Raw genomic sequence first — 16,083 nt, 5'->3', positions numbered from 1 at the left:
GCTACCTCCTAACGTGACGGTGTATTCGCAGCTTGTTCTTGTGGAAGATAAACTGCCTTATACCAATTTTTATAAGTCGTGTCTGTTGTGGTATCCCCTGTTCGACTTTTAACCAGTCCATCTTCTCGTGGGTCAGCTGTTAGTGACAACTTCTCTGTACCCGGTTCAATCGTATCTTCTTTTGTTTCAGATTCTAGTGATGGACGTGACGTTGAACAGTTATATAAAACGTGTCGGATTGCTTTTTCATCGCCATCAAATTCAAAGAGTAAGGCAAACTTCTCCGCTCCACTTGTGTCTGATTTTTCTACTAAGACATTATTTTGATCCAGTTTTTCTTTTAAGATTTCTGTTCTAAACCATTCAGGAATTAAGGCGATTTCTAAATCACCACTGTATCCATTATTGGCTGTTGAACGAAAGTACACAATCCCATCTGCATAAAAAGGGCTTGAATCTCCTTCTGCATCTAAACTAATACTCACAGCACCTGGTATTGCTTTTGGTGCTGCGTAAGTAAATGTTCCGTCCGTCCCACGAGTAAGTTTTGCGGCATGGACATTTTTTAAATTATATTTAACTTTATTTCCCATTGTTATTTCCCTCCATTTCAAATATATAAAGCACTTCGTAGAGTTTTTCACTCTCAATCCATACTTCTGATTTGGTATAAAAAATACCATACTTATCCAGCACGGTTTCCACCCTATGTTCAATCTCTAATGATTTTTTATCGGTATAGACTTCTAGTCTTACTTCTTCTATTTTGTAGTACACTTTTCCATCTGCACCAAAGTGATGGCTTTGTGGTAAATGATAAATCAGAAAAGGTGGTTTTGGACTTTCTCCTTCTGCAAAATGGTCATAGGCAAATGGTAGTTTTATCTCTTTTATCACATCAAGTAAATTATCCATTTTCTAGCACCTCCTGTATTTTCTCTTCCATCAATTTGACGGCGTTTTGTTCAGCTTGTTCGATATGCGGTCTAGCACTCACTCGCCCACCATTTCGTTTAGCGTGACCAAATTCTAGTAAGTGTGTTAGCTGATACTTATTACGAGAATGAACGACTACATTTAGCCGTGTGGAGTTCTCGTTCAACTTCTTTACTGCCCAACTTTTCGCATACTTTCCACTTTTTTGTGGAGCATTTGCTTGTATCTCCTCTTTAGTAGTTTTAGCGACTTCTTCTACAATCTGTTTGATTTCTTTTGTACTGTGTTTGGCATACTGGTCTAATTCTTCCATCACAGCACTTGCTAAAGCGTCAATCCCTATCTTCTTCATCGTTCAATCCTCTGACAGTGGAGTTTCACACTTTTCTTTTTGTAGCTCATGTGGTCAATGCCCATTAGATTATAGAGTTGGTTGTTAAAGCGTACGCGATAGCCTGTAGACGATAGCGTGGCTACTTCTGATGCGTAACGAATGGTAAAATCAATTTTGCTATCATCGTAGATCACACCATGGTCAGTAGTTTCTTGTGACGATTCGTTGCTGATAGTCGCAAAACAAGTATAAACCTCTTTCCATTCATTACTATGATTGCCAATTTCATCTACCTTAACCATTGATTTTAAAATCGTAATGCGTTCATTTAATATACTCACCTTCATTAAAATCCCTCCTTACGAATACCAAAAAGCAAGGCACGAAGTGTTAACGTCAAGGTATGATGATCTGCATCTTCACGGTGCTCATAGAGATAAGCAGTGGCATACAAAATAGCCGTTTTTAACTCTTCTGTATGCTCTTCTACTTCTTTTTCCTCTAATCTTGCGACATGGATGCACAGTTTTTCAGCACTATCTAATAAAGATAGAATGAGTGTGTCATCGTCACTCGAATCTACCCTTAGATAGCTCTTCATTTCTTCTAGTGCAACAATCACACTCATTCACTCCTTTCTACGATGCTTTCTTAATCGGTAAGATTTGTACAGCTTCAGCTAAAATTAATTTACCATCGACACGTTCTTTTGCGACATAACCAATCATACCGTTACCTGCGAATAACTCTGTTAATTCTTTAAACGAACGAGTGCCACGGTCACCGATGTTGTAGTAACTAAAATCTCCAAAGGCAATCTTATCTTCTGGCGCAAAAGCTGATGTGTACACTGGATATCCCAATAAACGATCAGGTTCGCCTTCTTGATAAGATGGTTGCCACATGTATGCTCCGTTGTTATCTTTAAACTTACGAATACTTGCGATTAACTTATCGTTCATAATAAAGGCTGCTTGTTTACGATACGGGCGGTCTAATTTGTACACTAGGTCATTCACATCATCTGCTTTTAGTGTCGTCACTTCTGGTAAATAGGTACCTCCACCAGTTTTCGAAAAAACACCTAATGGTTTGTTTGTTCCATCGCCATTTAAAAAGGCATCTTCTTCGGCATTCGCTAAGGCTTTACCAAATCGTTCTAAAATATAACTTTCTAGATTAAACGCACTATCAAACAGTAATTCTTCCGTCACTTTAATCGCAACGTGCAATTTATGTGCATCTAGTAAGATTTGCTTAAAGGTTGCGTCGCCAAATGTTAATTGACCACCTTCGTCAATCCATGCAGCTGCTGGGCTTGTTGAGGCTACGTTAATTTTATGATTACCTGCTGTTGTAATGACAGTTGCGAGTTTACGCATAATGTTTTCTTCTTCCAAGGCTTGAATTAAACGACTGTCATATTCTTCTGGCACTAAGTACCCACCATCTGCGTCTACCCCTTCTTGTAGAACATTTTCTACTTGTTTAAAGTTAGAACGTATGGCTTTTAACATAGCTACTTTATATTCATCTTTAGCTCGTCCCTTTTTCTCTACTTTATTTTCAGTTTGCGATTCTACTTTCATTGGTTGTGTCACAATCGGTGTATTCATGGGTTTAGATAACTCCTTTTCCATTGCTTCTGCACGTTGCATTCGGTCAATTTCTGCTGAGTATTGTTTCACTTTTTTCTCCATTTCATCATAGATTTTGGCATCTTCTTCTGATAATAAGTCATCCTTATCTTTCTTACTATCCACAAAAGCCTTTGCGCCTTTCCATGCCTCGTTACGTTTTTCAATCATTTCTAATAATGTTGACATTGTTAGTCCCTCCAATTTTTTATTAAGTTTAATCTGTCCATTAAGTCGCTTGCTTTAACACCCTGACTTGTAGGTGCTTTTTGTATTTTGATGCTACATTTAGCGAGTATCTTATCTCTTAGTGTGTTTTGAATGGCGACTGTTGAGTACATTGATGTAATTTCAGGTTGTTCAATATCTAAGATATCGTTCCGTTTCATCACTTCATCTGCAAAACCTAATTGAATCGCTGTTCGTGCATTCATCCATGTTTCTGACTCCATGAATTTAGCGAGTTTATTTCGTGACAAGCCTGTTTTCAACTCATAGGCATTGATGATAGATTCTTTCACTTCTCCTAAAATGGAGATAGCTTGTTCCATCTCTTTGGAGTTGCCAAAAATACCCATCACTGGATCATGAATCATCATCATAGAGACTGGGCTCATTCTTACTTTAGTCCCTGCCATCGCAATGACCGTCGCAGCACTTGCCGCTATACCATCAATTTGAATTGTGACGTCTCCTTTACGCTCCATTAAAAGATTGTAAATCTGAGCAGCCGCAATACAATCCCCACCAGGTGAGTTAATCCATACGGTAATATCTCCGTCCACTCTATCCAGTTCTTTTTTGAATTGCTTAGGTGTCAAGTCATCATCAAACCACGATTCTTCTGCGATTGTTCCGTTTAAGAATAAAATATTTTCTACAGGTTCATCTTTATTGTTTTGTATCGTCTTCCAATTCCAAAACTTTTTCATGTTGTTCTCCTTTCTGTGCAAATGCTCCGGCATCTTTTAGTGGGAGCATATTTCCGTTAATTAAATATAAATCTCCACCTTCTTCTTTGGAGATAAGGTCTAAGTTTTCTAGAGCACGAATGTCATTGGCACTCATCCAACCATTTTGTCGTGCTGTCGCATAGCCACTCATACGGCTTTGATAGTCTCCACGAAGCAATCCATCGACATTGAACTTCACGTAGTACTTTTTCTTTTCATCGTCTTTTAAAAGACGTCTTGTAATGGCTTGTTCAAAGCGACTCACCCATGGGTCGAGTGTGTATTTAACAAACTCCAGTGACTGTTGTTCAATATTAGAAAAGCTCGACTTTTCAAGGTCACCTACCATATGAGGTGGTACTCTGAAAATTCGAGCAATCTCATTCAATTGAAATTTCCGTGTTTCTAAAAATTGTGCTTCGTTCGGTGAAATGGAAATCGGTGTGTACTTCATCCCTTCTTCCAAAATCGCAACCTTATGTGTGTTGCCCCCAGAAAAGCCACGTGTCCAACTTTCTCGCATTTGTTCAGGGTTCTTAACCGTACCAGGGTGTTCTAAAATACCGCTTGGTGTCGCCCCATTTGCGAAGAATTTCGCACCGTATTCTTCGGTTGCAATCGCCATACCAATCGCATTTTTCGCCATAGCAATTGGGCTATAACCTACAAGCCCATCAAATCCTAAACCTGGTATATGGAGGACATCCGTTGGCGATAACTTTACCGCACCACTACCTTTTGATGTAGCGTCGCTATCATTCAACATATACTCATAATAAAGCTGACCAAATTCATCTCTATCTACTTTCATTCTATCTGGCATCAGTGGATAAAGTGCCATGACTTCTCCTTTACCGTTACGAATAATTTGAGCGTAGGCGTTCCCCCATAACAACAAATGCGTCATCAAGGTTTCTCGAAAGATAAAACTGGTCATTTCTTTATTTGGTTCATCATGGAGTACCGTATAGAGTGGATGACTAACCGCTTTTGCAGTCCCTTTATCTGTATATTCAAATACATGAAGTGGTAGGCTAGCGAGCGTTTCAGATAAAATACGCACACAAGAATAGACAGCCGTCATCTGCATAGCTGTCTTTTCATTGACTCTGCTACCACTGGAGCTAATTCCACTTAAAAAGTGATAGCTAGTTCCTTGTAGCCTATTTTGTGGCTTATCTCTTGATTTAAAGAGTCGTTCAAACATTCCCATTTCAGTTTCTCCTTTCTAACTTTTGAGTATGAAAAAAGCACCTCGGTTGAGATGCTCTTTCTAATCTAAAATAGATAAATATAAATCTAATCTTTCATTTATATACTTTGCGAATAAATCTTCCATAGCTGACAGATTACCTTTAACATGATACTCATCAAATGCTTGGTAGTATTTTACTCTATCTGTAAATTTAATATCAATCGGAGGATAGCCTGCTTTCATCAGTTCTAAATTCACTAACAATCTACCTGTTCTACCATTTCCGTCAATAAATGGATGAATACTTTCAAATTCTATATGAAATCGTGCAAGTTTTGTAACAATATTCTCATTACTACTATTAAGGTCTACTAATAAATTTTCCATTTTAGGCTGAATCAAATAAGGTTGAACCGGTTCATGAGCAGCCCCCATAATTCGAACTGGGATTTTTCTATAAATACCACGGTCATCTTTTTTATCAGATAGAACTAAATAATGAATATCTTTAATCACTCTTTCTGATAACTGTTCAACTCGTCCTACAAGACTACTAACGTATTCAAAGGCTTCTTTATGACCGATTGCTTCCATATGGTCTTTTAATGGTTTTTGATCAATAGTTAATCCACGCAGAACCATATCGGTTTCTCTAAGCGTTAGCGTATTGCCTTCAATAGCATTTGAATTATAAGTAAATTCAACTAAGAACTCTTCATTTAATCGAGCCACTTCTCCAGCAGTCAATGGTCTCTTTTCTTTTAATAATTGCAACTTTTCTTCAATCAGTGGCAATAAACTCTTTGTTTTCTTCACTCGACCATCAGCTGGTTTAACTGCATCTATAGGTATTTTCCAACCACGTCCTTCTTGAAATGCTCCATCTATTTTCCCTTGGGAACACAATGTACGAATTCTACGCTCAGAAATTCCCCATTTATTGGACGCTTGTTTTACCGTCATATACATACTATCACCTACTTTCTAGTATATTATACCATAATAACGGAACAATACCTAGTTTATCGGAATAATATTTTTTGTTTAACGGAACAATATTTCATAGAAACAACACACCACGAGAATCATAAACACTCTCAGTATTTACATTACCACATCTGATTGCACGGTCTAACACCATAATGGTCGCAATCGCACCATCAATCTTCTCCGTTGATTTCTCTTTATCTGCTTTGATGTTTCCTGCTGGGTCTGTACGAATAAAAATATTATCCATATTCCAACGAAGAACTGGGTGTCCACCATGTACAAGTTTTTCTTCAAGGGTTAGTTTCATGAGTTCTTTTGTTGGTGGACTCATATCTTTAAATCCTTGTCCAAACGGTACAACAGTAAAACCCATGCCCTCTAAATTTTGCACCATCTGAACGGCTCCCCATCTGTCAAAAGCAATCTCACGAATATTAAACTGCTCACCTAGTTTCTCAATAAACTGTTCGATAAATCCGTAGTGAACAACATTCCCCTCTGTTGTCATTAAGTGGCCTTGTTTTTGCCATAAATCATACGGTACATGGTCTCGTCTAACACGTAGTTCAAGCGTATCTTCTGGAATCCAAAAGTAAGGTAGGACGATGAATTTATCTTCTTCGTCAAGTGGTGGAAAGACCAACACAAAAGCTGTCATATCCGTTGTAGAAGATAAGTCCAAGCCACCATAACAAACTCTCCCTTTCAACTCTTCAGCATTCACACTAAACGAACAATTATCCCATTTCTCCATCGGCATCCAACGCACCGATTGTTTCACCCATTGATTGAGTCTTAGTTGTCTGAATGAATTTTCTTCTGCAGGGTTTTGTTTTGCCGATTCACAGGCAACTTGTACTTTTTCAAGTGCTACCGTCACACCAAGCGATGGGTTAGCTTTCTTCCATACTTTTGGATCTGTCCAGTCATCATTCTCATCAGCACCATAAATGACTGGATAAAAGGTTGGGTCTATTTTACGTCCGCTCATAATGTCTTTAGCCTTCTGATGGGTTTCATAACAGATAGAATTGGTATCTGTCCCAGCTGTTGTGATTAAAAAATAAAGTGGCTGAGTACGTGCATCTCCACTTCCTTTTGTCATCACATCAAAGAGCTTTCTGTTTGGTTGAGTATGCAGTTCATCAAAGACTACCCCGTGAATATTAAAGCCATGTTTGGAGTAGGCTTCGGCTGATAGTACTTGATAAAAACTATTAGTAGGTAAGTAAATAATACGTTTTTGCGAAGCTAGAATCTTCACTCGTTTATTAAGTGCTGGACACATTCGCACCATATCAGCAGCTACATCAAAAACGATGGTGGCTTGTTGTCTGTCAGCTGCACAGCCATAGACTTCTGCACGTTCTTCTCCATCTCCACAACAAAGAAGCAGTGCAACAGCCGCTGCAAGTTCACTCTTACCCATCTTCTTAGGAATCTCAATATAAGCAGTGTTAAATTGACGATGTCCGTCTGGTTTAACTACACCAAACAAATCACGAATAATTTGTTCTTGCCAGTCTAGTAACTTGAATGGTTTTCCTGCCCATGTTCCTTTCGTATGAGATAAGCATTCAATAAAATTTACAGCATAGTCTGCCAAAGTTTCGTTATACTTGGATGTTTTTAGTTTAAATTTGGTTGGTTTGTATGTTGCCACTTATCTCACCTCCATTTTGTGTATCAAAATAGGCCGCATATAGCGACCTTCTTTCTAAATCAACAACTAGACTTTTTCTACTTTATCAATGCCGTAAAGCACATTTAATCGACTACCATTCTCCCACCGAACAAGTAATGCCCCAATATCATCTACACCATGAACTGTACCGATTGTACCATTTGGGGGAGCTTGACTATCTGTCATTTCGACTAATTTTACTTTTGTCCCTATGGGGTACTTTGCGAGTTGTTCTTCCTTGATCTTTTGTCGTTTTATCATGAGCGATTCTCCTTGTAGTAGCGTAAGGTTTGAATCGCTTGATGAAAGACTACTTCTGCGTTTGAAAATAACTCGAATTCTGCATCTGTCATCTCGCCATTCGTTACTTCCCAAAAATCAGTATGTGTATCCATCAAGCATCTACTCGCAAGTTTCAGTTTCTCAGCATACGCATCAACCTTTCTTCGTTCGTTATTGTCTACGTAGTGCTTTAAGTACTCACTGAATTTGGTTGCCCAGTGTATTTCTTGTTTCAATACTTGTTTAACTTCTTCTCTTTTGTCCATCAGCTTTCTCCTAAACATTCAGTCACGCTAGGTCTAGACTACCCTTTTTCTAGGGTAGCCCAACCTCGTTCTTACTTATTTGCTTGCCTCTTGCTTTCCTAATTCGTAGGCTTGTTTCAACATTTCTCTTAAGCCCCAAACGCTGATGTCTAAGAAGTCTTCGCTGTCGCTGTTTCTTGTTTCAAGGTCTCCTCTGCATTCAACTGCGTAGCTGTTTTCGATTGCGATTTGTTCTAATTGTTTTTTGATTTTGTTGTTCATGGTGTTTCCCATCCCTTCGTTTTTGTTATACTATATATCACTCTAAACCGAGATTATATCAAGTCTTTTCTCGCTTATTTTTCGATATTTTTTAAAAGATTTTGCATTACATAAACAACACAAGGAAGTGCTACACCATTGCCCCACATCTTATATTCAGCTGTGTCAGAATAAGGATTTTGTAGCCATTTAATGATTTGTTTGTCCGTTTTAGCTTTCTTCTTGCCGTTAATCATTCGATACGTTTCAAAGACAGTACGGAAGAATAAGACATCCTCATCGCTTGGTTCATCAATACTTAAGTTTTGACACCAACTATCTGGAAAACCTTGTAACCTACCACACTCAAGTGGGGTCAGTCTACGCACTACATACTTCACATCATTCACGATTGGAGAATCTTTATAATCACTTGCGACAAGCGTGCTAGCTTGTTCTATCGTGGCAGTTGTGTGGTGTGAGTTTTTACTAGTTGAGTAAGTTGGTGTTGCGACTGCATTTGGTCCAGTAGATAACATAGTAGCACTTTGTTCTTCCTCAATCTTAAAACTCATATTGCCTTTGGCACTTTGATTATAAGTCGTTCGACTAATGCCATATGATTTGGTCACTATTGCCACTCCGCCTTGATTACGGTCAGGATTATTCCCACCCGTATCAATCGTACGAGAGGTTTCCGTTTTATAAACATTAGCCCTTGCATTTCGTGTGTTTTCTGAAGTCAGCCTTACATCAAAGTTCCCCACCACAAATGGTTGATTATTCCCACCAGTACCGTAAGTAGAAGATACAGTGTTGCTTACTTCAAGTGGCCCTTTATACCTTACATCTTGTCCATGGTTTTCAAACAGTAAGCATTCGCTTGATTTTCCAGTGCTAGACGTAGAACTTCTGGCAGTTCCTTGTTTCTTGCTTTCGCACGAGTTAATATCCCGAGGCACGCTTTTGGACTCAAATAATATTTCTCCGCTACTACTGGAATTAAAATCTGCGACAAGGAAGATTCTTTTTCTTCGTTGGGGGACTCCAAAATATTGGGCATCAAGAACTCGCCAACAAATGGAGAGCGATGCTCCCACAATACTTCCTGCCCCTTGCCATTTTGTAGGCTTAGGTATAGATAGGTTTTCATCTTTAACTTTTGCGATTTCTTCAAGGACACATCTGAAATCTTCTCCTTCATTGCTCGAGAAAGCTCCAAGGACATTTTCCCAGATGATAAATCGTGGGCATTCTCCATTCGTTTTCCACCTCATTTCTTTTACAATTCGTATTGCCTCGTAAAACAAACTAGAGGATTTACCATTTAAGCCGTCACGCTTTCCTGCAATGGACATATCTTGGCAAGGTGAACCAAAGGTAATAATGTCCACTGGTGGAATGTCGTAACCACTAATTGTGGTAATATCCCCTAGATGTTTCATTGTTGGTATGTTTTTTCGTGTCACTAGAATGGGAAAGGGTTCAACTTCACTTGCCCATATCGGTTCAATTCCTACTAGTTGACCTGCAAGTGGAAATCCTCCTGAACCATCAAATAAACTACCGAGTGTCAACTTCTTCATCTCTCACCACTTCCTTGTAGCTGTATTCTTTACCATCACGGATAAGTGTGACCTGTTCATCTGTGCCGACTTGTTCAATATAGCGTTTGACAATCACATCACAGAACTTTTCATCTAGTTCAATCGTATGACAAATACGCTCTAACTGTTCACAAGCGATGAGTGTTGAACCACTTCCTCCAAATGGATCCAAGACAACAGAGTTTGCCATACTCGAATTCTTAATCGGATAAGCAAGTAGTGGAATAGGTTTCATAGTTGGGTGGTCTCCATTTTTCTTAGGTTTATCAAATTCCCATATCGTTGACTCTTTGCGTCCTGTATACCATTGATGTTTGCCTTTTTTCTTCCAACCAAACAGTACTGGTTCATGTTGCCATTGATAAGGACTACGACCAAGAACGATCGATTGTTTCTTCCAAATACACGTACCAGACAAATAAAATCCTGCTTCTGTAAATGCTTGTCTGAAATTCAATCCTTCTGTATCTGCGTGAAAAACATAAATACTCGAATCATCTGTCATGTTAAGCTCTAGGTTAGAAAAGGCTGCAAGTAGAAAATCATGAAAGGCACTGCCCTCCATATTATCGTTTTTGATTTTACCAGCACTTCCTTCATAATTGACATTATACGGAGGGTCTGTCACGACTAGATTTGCTTTCACACCATTCATTAGCTTGTCGTAGCTTTCGGATTGAGTAGAGTCCCCACAGTATAAGCGGTGTTTTCCTAATAACCACAAGTCACCTTGTTTGGATACTTGTGGTTTATTTAACTCTGCCTCTACATCAAAGTCATCATCTTCTATATCCTTGTCGCTATCAAAAATGCTTGATAATTCTTTTTCATCAAAACCAGTTAAACTTAAATCGAAATCAAATCCCTCAAGTTCAGATAATTCAATTGCAAGCAACTCTTCATCCCAACCTGCATCTAATGCCATGCGGTTATCGGCAAGTATGTAGGCTTTCTTTTGAGCTTCGGTTAAGTGCTCTGCAAAGACACATGGAACTTCTGAAATGCCTTCTTCCTTTGCAGCTAAAATTCGTCCGTGTCCAGCTATGATATTGTAGTCACGGTCGATAATAACGGGGTTGATAAATCCAAATTCTCTTAGAGATGAACGTAGTTTTTGAATCTGACTTGGAGAGTGTGTGCGAGCATTGTTGATATAAGGTACTAGTTTTGAAACAGAAACGAGTTGTAGTTCAGTTGTTGTTTTCATACTAGAATAACCCCCACTCAGCAAACTTCTCAAATCCACCAACAGACTCAACGTACTCTTTGGCAATATTTACAATATCAACGTATGGAATACCATCGACTTCTTCATCACCGATTGCGCAGCTAAATGCCACTGGTTCTCCTAATTGTTGAGCTTTTAGAAAAGCGTAAATATTTAAACTCACATCAGCTTTGGATAAATCTTTACCATGTAAGCCACCACCAGTCACGCTATCCGCCATATCTGATCCTAGCTTACGATTCGTTGCACCAGTATCCACATCAGGTCCACCAGTCCAATCACCCAGTGGGTTTATGGTTGCGGTTGGATAAAACATGGACAATTCTTCTTTTGGTGCATGACTTTGACAAATGATTAAGCGATTATCTGCCAAGATGTATTTACCATCAGTTGGATACTGCGCATAAATGCCACGAGCAATTTTTGATAGCTCTTGTTGTTCTTCTGTTAAAGGCACACCTTTAAAAATACCATTGTCCCCACAGCGTACTTTCTCAGCTTGATTTTCAGCTAAGTGAACGTCTTGTGGAACAATGGTAATATCTGGTATCACATCTCCTGCGATACGATCTATAATTTTTTCAATTGATTTTTTAGTAAAGTTGACAGTCGTTTCAATCATAACATGACACTTACCATGTCCAATTAACACTTCTACGGCAACCTTTGGATTTTTATTTTTCTTATAGGCTAAATCGACAATCGCTCCAGCAATTCTATCCGCCACCTTATCTGAGTGCGATGGGTTTACTTTTTCAATCATATTTTTTATCTTCCTTTCCTTGATTGGAGTAATCTCTCCATCAAATCATCACTTGTATCAACATAGACATCTGTGCAGTTTTGTTTTACGATGTCATAGATTTCATACCAAATTAAATTGGCACTCTTTTGAAACTGGCTAGCCATTTGAACGAATGGTGAGGTAATCACTCCGCCTGTTGTGGGGTGTTTTCCTAGTAATCCATAAGTTGAAACAGCCTCTTCGCATTGAATATAGCGTGCAAAAGCCTGTGAGTAGGACTCAATCAAACGTTTATTAACTAACTTTTCACACTTTCGCTCTTTTAACCACAGCCACGTTTCTTTGTAAATATCATCAGCACCTAGTGGTCTACCATCTTTTTGTTTAGTAGATAAATACTCACTCGGTTTTGGCATATCAGCCCCTTCAAGTAGCACACCATGTGGTAAATCAACTGCCATCATGTCTGTAATTTCTAAATCTGAAATATCGTTTACCATCACTCGAACTTCCCTACCTTTTTGGATTTTGTCGACTGCTGATTGTGGTTTTGTACCAGCTCTAACACGTCTACCACCACGGTGTGTTCCGTCTTTTGCCATTCTTTTCTCCTTTCATTCTTTAATACCCTGTTTGAATTGCGCTTTTTGTGCGTAAGGGGAGGCGCCCGTTATCCTTTGGGATCGAACGTAGAGATTTTTATCCCCCTACCCGTCTTTCATTTTTCTTTTCGATAAAATTATGATAAAATAAAGATAACTAAAAGGAGGTTATCTTTATGATTAATATTCGTCCTGTTTCTGACCTTAGAAACAAATTCCCTGAAATTGAGGAAACTGTTGTCAATTCTAATTCTCCCGTCTTTTTAACAAAAAATGGATACGGAACAATGGTTTTAATGAGCGTTGAACAATATTCTTCTCTTACTGATAACATTGAAAAAGAACTCGACTATGCTGATAAAGTAGCCAATGAAACGACTACTCGCTTTTCACATCAAGAAGTCTTTAGCCGTGTAAGAGGAAGAATAAATGGAAAGTAAACACTATCAGTTAGCATTCTTACCACTGTTTGAAGAAGATTTAAATGGTATTGTAGATTATATTTCTAACACCTTGCATAATCCAAGTGCAGCGGATCGATTAGTTGATGATGTAGAACTAGCTATATTGAAACGCTTAGAAACACCATTAGCATTTTCTCCCTATCCATCAGTGAAAAAACGTCAATATCCATACTACCGAATTAACGTTCGTAACTTTTCTATTTTTTATGTTGTTATTGATAGCACGATGGAAGTTCGTCGCATTCTTTACAACAAACGAGATATTGATAATATTTTATAAGATACTCTTTTTGAGTGGCTTTCTTTTTATTCCAACGACTACCATTGGTCGCATGAATTCGTGCGTGACAACTTTTACATAAAGAAATTAAATTGTTTCGTGCGTGTGTTCCACCTTCAGACAATGGTTTCTTATGATGCACTTCTTCTACTTGTACCATCAGTCCATTTCCAAAACACAATTCACAGTAGGGATGTTCTCTCACATAACTATCACGGACTCTTTTCCATACTCTTCCATACCTACGGCGTACAGCAGGATTTCTGTCGTACTTCTCGTAGCGCTTGTTTTCTTCTTTTTGATGTTTATCACAGAATCGTCCATCGGTTAATTTAGGACAGTTTGGATAAGAACAGGGTCGTTTAGGTTTTGTTGGCATACGCTCACCTCCATTTGGGTATCACAAGAGCCCACACCAAATTTGGTATGAGCTCTTGTGATACAATTTTCTATACTACCATTTTACTACGTAATTTTTCCCCTTTCAACTCCCTCAGTGTCCCACTTAGTCCCGTTAAGTCCCAACTTTTTATATTGGTACTTTAAGATTTCGTAGAGCCGATGAATGAAGGCGATGCACGGCACTTTTGGAACGATGCAAAGTTTCATAGATATCTTCCCAACTACTTCTATTCACATACCGTGCTAGTAATAATATACGTTCGTCAATGTCTTCTAGTTCATTGATAACATCAGAGATTTCTAATTTCACTTGTATCAGTTCTTCATTCTTTTTCTTAATCTTCTCTTCCAAATCAGCAATTTTAATCAAACAACGAACGAAAGGAGCATCTTGACTTCTAGTACCACTGACAACACGCTCTCCGTACTGAACAGCTTGAATGGATTCTGACATCAGTTTTAATTGTACCAATTCTTGATTCATTAACTCAATTTGTTTCACAAGCCTATCAGTTTGTTTTAAATATTCTTTAGCTGTCATCAGTACCTCCTATTCTAGCTTTGACTGCATTCATCAATGCTTCTTGTGTTCTATCTTTTCTCTCTAATGATTTTAGTACATCTTCATCAATCGTGTCTTTAGTAATGATATGATGAATGACCACTGTTTCGTCTTGTCCTTGTCTGTAAAGTCGTGCGTTGGTTTGTTGGTAGAGTTCCAATGACCATGTCAGTGAAAACCAAATGAGGGTTGAACCTCCACTTTGAAGATTCAGTCCATGACCTGCACTTGCTGGATGAATAAGTGCAACTGGTATGTTTCCTTTGTTCCATTCAGCAATATCGTCACTTGTTTTGATTTCTTTTACCTTGAATCGTTGTTCAATTCTCTCTTTATCAGACTTAAACCAGTAAGCTACTAACACTGGTTTGCCATTTGCACCTTCAATTAAATCTTCCAAAGCGTCTAGTTTTTTACCATGAATTGAATGATATTTTCCATCTTCATCGTAAATACTGCCACTCGCCATTTGAAGTAACTTGTTAGAAAGACTAGCAGCGTTCACTGCATCAATTTCTTTGTTGCTCACTTGCATAACCATTTCTTTTCTAAACGTTTCATACTTAGCTTTTTCTTTATCATCTAGTTCAACTTTCACTTCATTCATGACTAAATCAGGCATCTTCAAATGATCTTTAGCTTTCATGGAAATGGTAATGTCTGATATCTTTTCGTAGATTTTATCTTCAGCATCTTTTTGTAGTTTGTAGCTGTAAATAAGCATACCATTTCGTTTATCCGGTACAAAGTAGGTGTTGCGATAATGAGTGATGTATCGACCTAGTCTTTCTCCTAAATCAAGAATACGAAACTCAGCCCACAAGTCCATTAAGCCATTACTACTTGGTGTACCCGTTAAACCAACTACTCGTTTGAATGCTGGTCTAACTTTTAGTAAACTTTTAAATCGTTTAGCACTGTAAGACTTAAAGGAGCTCAGTTCATCAATCACTAACATATCAAAGTTAAAATCTACTCCACTTTTATTGACTAACCAGTCTACATTTTCACGATTGATAATATAAATATTTACGTTCTTGTTTAAAGCTGACAGCCGTTCTTTTTCAGTTCCAACAACTACCGAGTAGGTCAGTCTTTTAAAGTGTTCCCATTTTTCAATCTCACTTGGCCAAGTTGAGCAAGCGACTCTAAGTGGCGCAATAATTAAAACTTTACTCACTTCAAATCGGTCGTAAATGAGTTCATTAATCGCAGTAAGTGTTGTCACACTTTTTCCTAAACCCATCTCAAGTAGTAAAGCTGATACCTTATGACTGACAATGAAATCTTTGGCATATTCTTGATGAACTATGTGGCACATATTTCATCAAGTACACCTCCCACCTGTTCTCTATCATCAATGAGCGAACAGTAAAAACCTAACTCCATCAATTGTTTCATTCTTCGCACTTGCAGTGGTCTAGGTTTCTTTCCTTTCTGCTTTAGTTCTACAAAACCTAACTTGCCATTTTTCATAAGAACTAATCTGTCTGGAATACCACTCATACTTTGACTATGTAGTTTTAAACAGACTCCACCTCTAGCTTTTACTTGTTTTACTAATTCTTGTTCTATCTCTTTTTCTAGCATTTCTAAATACCTCCAACTAACATTCATGTATCTCTCTGTAGGGTCTATACTATACTTTTATATAGATTAAAATTTTTATTCTTATA

At 38.2% G+C, this 16,083-nt stretch carries 22 protein-coding genes and 1 pseudogene; 2 read left to right on the top strand and 21 right to left on the bottom strand.

The window, feature by feature from the left end; translation table 11 throughout:
• Positions 1–8: 8 nt before the first annotated feature.
• The 17 genes from J2T50_RS01495 to J2T50_RS01415 form a co-directional block, all read right to left on the bottom strand.
• A complete protein-coding gene (locus J2T50_RS01495) occupies positions 9–593 on the bottom strand; it encodes a major tail protein (protein ID WP_253362945.1) in 585 nt (194 codons plus the stop codon).
• Positions 583–915, bottom strand: a complete 333-nt coding sequence (locus tag J2T50_RS01490) for a hypothetical protein (protein ID WP_253362943.1) — start codon at positions 913–915, stop codon at positions 583–585. The genes J2T50_RS01495 and J2T50_RS01490 overlap by 11 nt, the downstream gene beginning before the upstream one ends.
• Positions 908–1,288: an HK97 gp10 family phage protein gene (locus J2T50_RS01485; RefSeq protein ID WP_253362941.1), complete on the bottom strand. Its 381-nt coding sequence runs from the start codon at positions 1,286–1,288 to the stop codon at positions 908–910. The genes J2T50_RS01490 and J2T50_RS01485 overlap by 8 nt, the downstream gene beginning before the upstream one ends.
• Positions 1,285–1,617 (bottom strand): phage head closure protein, encoded by a 333-nt coding sequence (locus tag J2T50_RS01480; protein WP_253362939.1) that lies wholly within the window; start codon positions 1,615–1,617, stop codon positions 1,285–1,287. The genes J2T50_RS01485 and J2T50_RS01480 overlap by 4 nt, the downstream gene beginning before the upstream one ends.
• Positions 1,617–1,892, bottom strand: coding sequence for a head-tail connector protein (locus J2T50_RS01475; RefSeq protein ID WP_253362937.1), 276 nt, complete (start codon positions 1,890–1,892; stop codon positions 1,617–1,619). Before J2T50_RS01475 ends, J2T50_RS01480 begins: the two co-directional genes overlap by 1 nt.
• Before the next feature lie 16 nt (positions 1,893–1,908).
• A complete protein-coding gene (locus J2T50_RS01470; RefSeq protein WP_253363295.1) occupies positions 1,909–3,096 on the bottom strand; it encodes a phage major capsid protein in 1,188 nt (395 codons plus the stop codon).
• Positions 3,097–3,098: 2 nt separating this feature from the next.
• On the bottom strand, positions 3,099–3,839 hold the full coding sequence (locus tag J2T50_RS01465; RefSeq protein ID WP_253362935.1) for a head maturation protease, ClpP-related: 741 nt from the start codon (positions 3,837–3,839) through the stop codon (positions 3,099–3,101).
• Positions 3,799–5,073, bottom strand: a complete 1,275-nt coding sequence (locus J2T50_RS01460; RefSeq protein WP_253362929.1) for a phage portal protein — start codon at positions 5,071–5,073, stop codon at positions 3,799–3,801. The genes J2T50_RS01465 and J2T50_RS01460 overlap by 41 nt, the downstream gene beginning before the upstream one ends.
• 60 nt (positions 5,074–5,133) lie before the next feature.
• Complete coding sequence (locus J2T50_RS01455; RefSeq protein WP_253362927.1) at positions 5,134–6,024, bottom strand: Fic family protein; 891 nt, start codon at positions 6,022–6,024, stop codon at positions 5,134–5,136.
• A 91-nt stretch (positions 6,025–6,115) separates the two neighbouring features.
• The gene (locus J2T50_RS01450; protein ID WP_253362925.1) at positions 6,116–7,708 is read right to left on the bottom strand and encodes a terminase large subunit; all 1,593 of its coding nucleotides are present in this window, start codon (positions 7,706–7,708) and stop codon (positions 6,116–6,118) included.
• Between the two features lie 66 nt (positions 7,709–7,774).
• A complete protein-coding gene (locus J2T50_RS01445) occupies positions 7,775–7,990 on the bottom strand; it encodes a DUF4314 domain-containing protein (protein WP_253362923.1) in 216 nt (71 codons plus the stop codon).
• Complete coding sequence (locus J2T50_RS01440; protein WP_253362921.1) at positions 7,987–8,277, bottom strand: hypothetical protein; 291 nt, start codon at positions 8,275–8,277, stop codon at positions 7,987–7,989. The genes J2T50_RS01445 and J2T50_RS01440 overlap by 4 nt, the downstream gene beginning before the upstream one ends.
• Before the next feature lie 75 nt (positions 8,278–8,352).
• Positions 8,353–8,538, bottom strand: coding sequence for a DUF6900 domain-containing protein (locus J2T50_RS01435; RefSeq protein WP_253362919.1), 186 nt, complete (start codon positions 8,536–8,538; stop codon positions 8,353–8,355).
• A 74-nt stretch (positions 8,539–8,612) separates the two neighbouring features.
• Positions 8,613–10,103: a DNA cytosine methyltransferase gene (locus J2T50_RS01430; RefSeq protein ID WP_253362917.1), complete on the bottom strand. Its 1,491-nt coding sequence runs from the start codon at positions 10,101–10,103 to the stop codon at positions 8,613–8,615.
• Positions 10,081–11,331: a site-specific DNA-methyltransferase gene (locus J2T50_RS01425; RefSeq protein ID WP_253362915.1), complete on the bottom strand. Its 1,251-nt coding sequence runs from the start codon at positions 11,329–11,331 to the stop codon at positions 10,081–10,083. Before J2T50_RS01425 ends, J2T50_RS01430 begins: the two co-directional genes overlap by 23 nt.
• Position 11,332: 1 nt before the next feature.
• Positions 11,333–12,115, bottom strand: a complete 783-nt coding sequence (locus tag J2T50_RS01420; RefSeq protein ID WP_253362913.1) for an S-adenosylmethionine synthetase N-terminal domain-containing protein — start codon at positions 12,113–12,115, stop codon at positions 11,333–11,335.
• A 5-nt stretch (positions 12,116–12,120) separates the two neighbouring features.
• Positions 12,121–12,699, bottom strand: a complete 579-nt coding sequence (locus J2T50_RS01415) for a P27 family phage terminase small subunit (RefSeq protein ID WP_253362911.1) — start codon at positions 12,697–12,699, stop codon at positions 12,121–12,123.
• A gap of 176 nt (positions 12,700–12,875) precedes the next feature.
• On the opposite strand from J2T50_RS01415, the gene J2T50_RS01410 reads away from it, so the two are divergent.
• Both J2T50_RS01410 and J2T50_RS01405 read left to right on the top strand, forming a co-directional pair.
• Complete coding sequence (locus J2T50_RS01410) at positions 12,876–13,139, top strand: type II toxin-antitoxin system Phd/YefM family antitoxin (RefSeq protein ID WP_253362909.1); 264 nt, start codon at positions 12,876–12,878, stop codon at positions 13,137–13,139.
• On the top strand, positions 13,129–13,443 hold the full coding sequence (locus J2T50_RS01405; protein ID WP_253362907.1) for a type II toxin-antitoxin system RelE/ParE family toxin: 315 nt from the start codon (positions 13,129–13,131) through the stop codon (positions 13,441–13,443). The genes J2T50_RS01410 and J2T50_RS01405 overlap by 11 nt, the downstream gene beginning before the upstream one ends.
• On the opposite strand, the gene J2T50_RS01400 is transcribed toward J2T50_RS01405, so the two are convergent.
• The 4 genes and pseudogenes from J2T50_RS01400 to J2T50_RS01385 all read right to left on the bottom strand — a co-directional run bounded on the left by J2T50_RS01400 (position 13,376) and on the right by J2T50_RS01385 (position 15,997).
• On the bottom strand, positions 13,376–13,822 hold the full coding sequence (locus tag J2T50_RS01400; protein WP_436299892.1) for an HNH endonuclease: 447 nt from the start codon (positions 13,820–13,822) through the stop codon (positions 13,376–13,378). The genes J2T50_RS01405 and J2T50_RS01400 overlap by 68 nt on opposite strands.
• Positions 13,823–13,972: 150 nt before the next feature.
• Positions 13,973–14,386 (bottom strand): DUF1492 domain-containing protein, encoded by a 414-nt coding sequence (locus J2T50_RS01395; protein ID WP_253362905.1) that lies wholly within the window; start codon positions 14,384–14,386, stop codon positions 13,973–13,975.
• Positions 14,376–15,735, bottom strand: a pseudogene (locus tag J2T50_RS01390) (SNF2-related protein). The gene J2T50_RS01395 and the pseudogene J2T50_RS01390 overlap by 11 nt, the downstream one beginning before the upstream one ends.
• Positions 15,716–15,997, bottom strand: coding sequence for a VRR-NUC domain-containing protein (locus J2T50_RS01385; protein WP_253362903.1), 282 nt, complete (start codon positions 15,995–15,997; stop codon positions 15,716–15,718). Before J2T50_RS01385 ends, J2T50_RS01390 begins: the two are co-directional and overlap by 20 nt.
• Positions 15,998–16,083: the final 86 nt, after the last annotated feature.

Source organism: Streptococcus gallinaceus (genome assembly GCF_024170225.1).
In the GTDB taxonomy this organism is placed as follows: domain Bacteria; phylum Bacillota; class Bacilli; order Lactobacillales; family Streptococcaceae; genus Streptococcus; species Streptococcus gallinaceus.
Note: the sequence above shows the minus strand (reverse complement) of the source record. Positions and strands in the feature narration are given on the sequence as shown.

What these genes read in the sequence shown, in the direction of transcription:
- J2T50_RS01385 (WP_253362903.1), bottom strand. Translation starts at nt 15,997, where the DNA reads ATGCTAGAAAAAGAGATAGAACAAGAATTAGTAAAACAAGTAAAAGCT.
- J2T50_RS01470 (WP_253363295.1), bottom strand. Translation starts at nt 3,096, where the DNA reads ATGTCAACATTATTAGAAATGATTGAAAAACGTAACGAGGCATGGAAA.
- J2T50_RS01445 (WP_253362923.1), bottom strand. Translation starts at nt 7,990, where the DNA reads ATGATAAAACGACAAAAGATCAAGGAAGAACAACTCGCAAAGTACCCC.
- J2T50_RS01460 (WP_253362929.1), bottom strand. Translation starts at nt 5,073, where the DNA reads ATGGGAATGTTTGAACGACTCTTTAAATCAAGAGATAAGCCACAAAAT.
- J2T50_RS01430 (WP_253362917.1), bottom strand. Translation starts at nt 10,103, where the DNA reads ATGAAGAAGTTGACACTCGGTAGTTTATTTGATGGTTCAGGAGGATTT.
- J2T50_RS01420 (WP_253362913.1), bottom strand. Translation starts at nt 12,115, where the DNA reads ATGATTGAAAAAGTAAACCCATCGCACTCAGATAAGGTGGCGGATAGA.
- J2T50_RS01465 (WP_253362935.1), bottom strand. Translation starts at nt 3,839, where the DNA reads ATGAAAAAGTTTTGGAATTGGAAGACGATACAAAACAATAAAGATGAA.
- J2T50_RS01440 (WP_253362921.1), bottom strand. Translation starts at nt 8,277, where the DNA reads ATGGACAAAAGAGAAGAAGTTAAACAAGTATTGAAACAAGAAATACAC.
- J2T50_RS01415 (WP_253362911.1), bottom strand. Translation starts at nt 12,699, where the DNA reads ATGGCAAAAGACGGAACACACCGTGGTGGTAGACGTGTTAGAGCTGGT.
- J2T50_RS01485 (WP_253362941.1), bottom strand. Translation starts at nt 1,288, where the DNA reads ATGAAGAAGATAGGGATTGACGCTTTAGCAAGTGCTGTGATGGAAGAA.
- J2T50_RS01395 (WP_253362905.1), bottom strand. Translation starts at nt 14,386, where the DNA reads ATGACAGCTAAAGAATATTTAAAACAAACTGATAGGCTTGTGAAACAA.
- J2T50_RS01435 (WP_253362919.1), bottom strand. Translation starts at nt 8,538, where the DNA reads ATGAACAACAAAATCAAAAAACAATTAGAACAAATCGCAATCGAAAAC.
- J2T50_RS01455 (WP_253362927.1), bottom strand. Translation starts at nt 6,024, where the DNA reads ATGTATATGACGGTAAAACAAGCGTCCAATAAATGGGGAATTTCTGAG.
- J2T50_RS01490 (WP_253362943.1), bottom strand. Translation starts at nt 915, where the DNA reads ATGGATAATTTACTTGATGTGATAAAAGAGATAAAACTACCATTTGCC.
- J2T50_RS01400 (WP_436299892.1), bottom strand. Translation starts at nt 13,822, where the DNA reads ATGCCAACAAAACCTAAACGACCCTGTTCTTATCCAAACTGTCCTAAA.
- J2T50_RS01495 (WP_253362945.1), bottom strand. Translation starts at nt 593, where the DNA reads ATGGGAAATAAAGTTAAATATAATTTAAAAAATGTCCATGCCGCAAAA.
- J2T50_RS01410 (WP_253362909.1), top strand. Translation starts at nt 12,876, where the DNA reads ATGATTAATATTCGTCCTGTTTCTGACCTTAGAAACAAATTCCCTGAA.
- J2T50_RS01480 (WP_253362939.1), bottom strand. Translation starts at nt 1,617, where the DNA reads ATGAAGGTGAGTATATTAAATGAACGCATTACGATTTTAAAATCAATG.
- J2T50_RS01425 (WP_253362915.1), bottom strand. Translation starts at nt 11,331, where the DNA reads ATGAAAACAACAACTGAACTACAACTCGTTTCTGTTTCAAAACTAGTA.
- J2T50_RS01405 (WP_253362907.1), top strand. Translation starts at nt 13,129, where the DNA reads ATGGAAAGTAAACACTATCAGTTAGCATTCTTACCACTGTTTGAAGAA.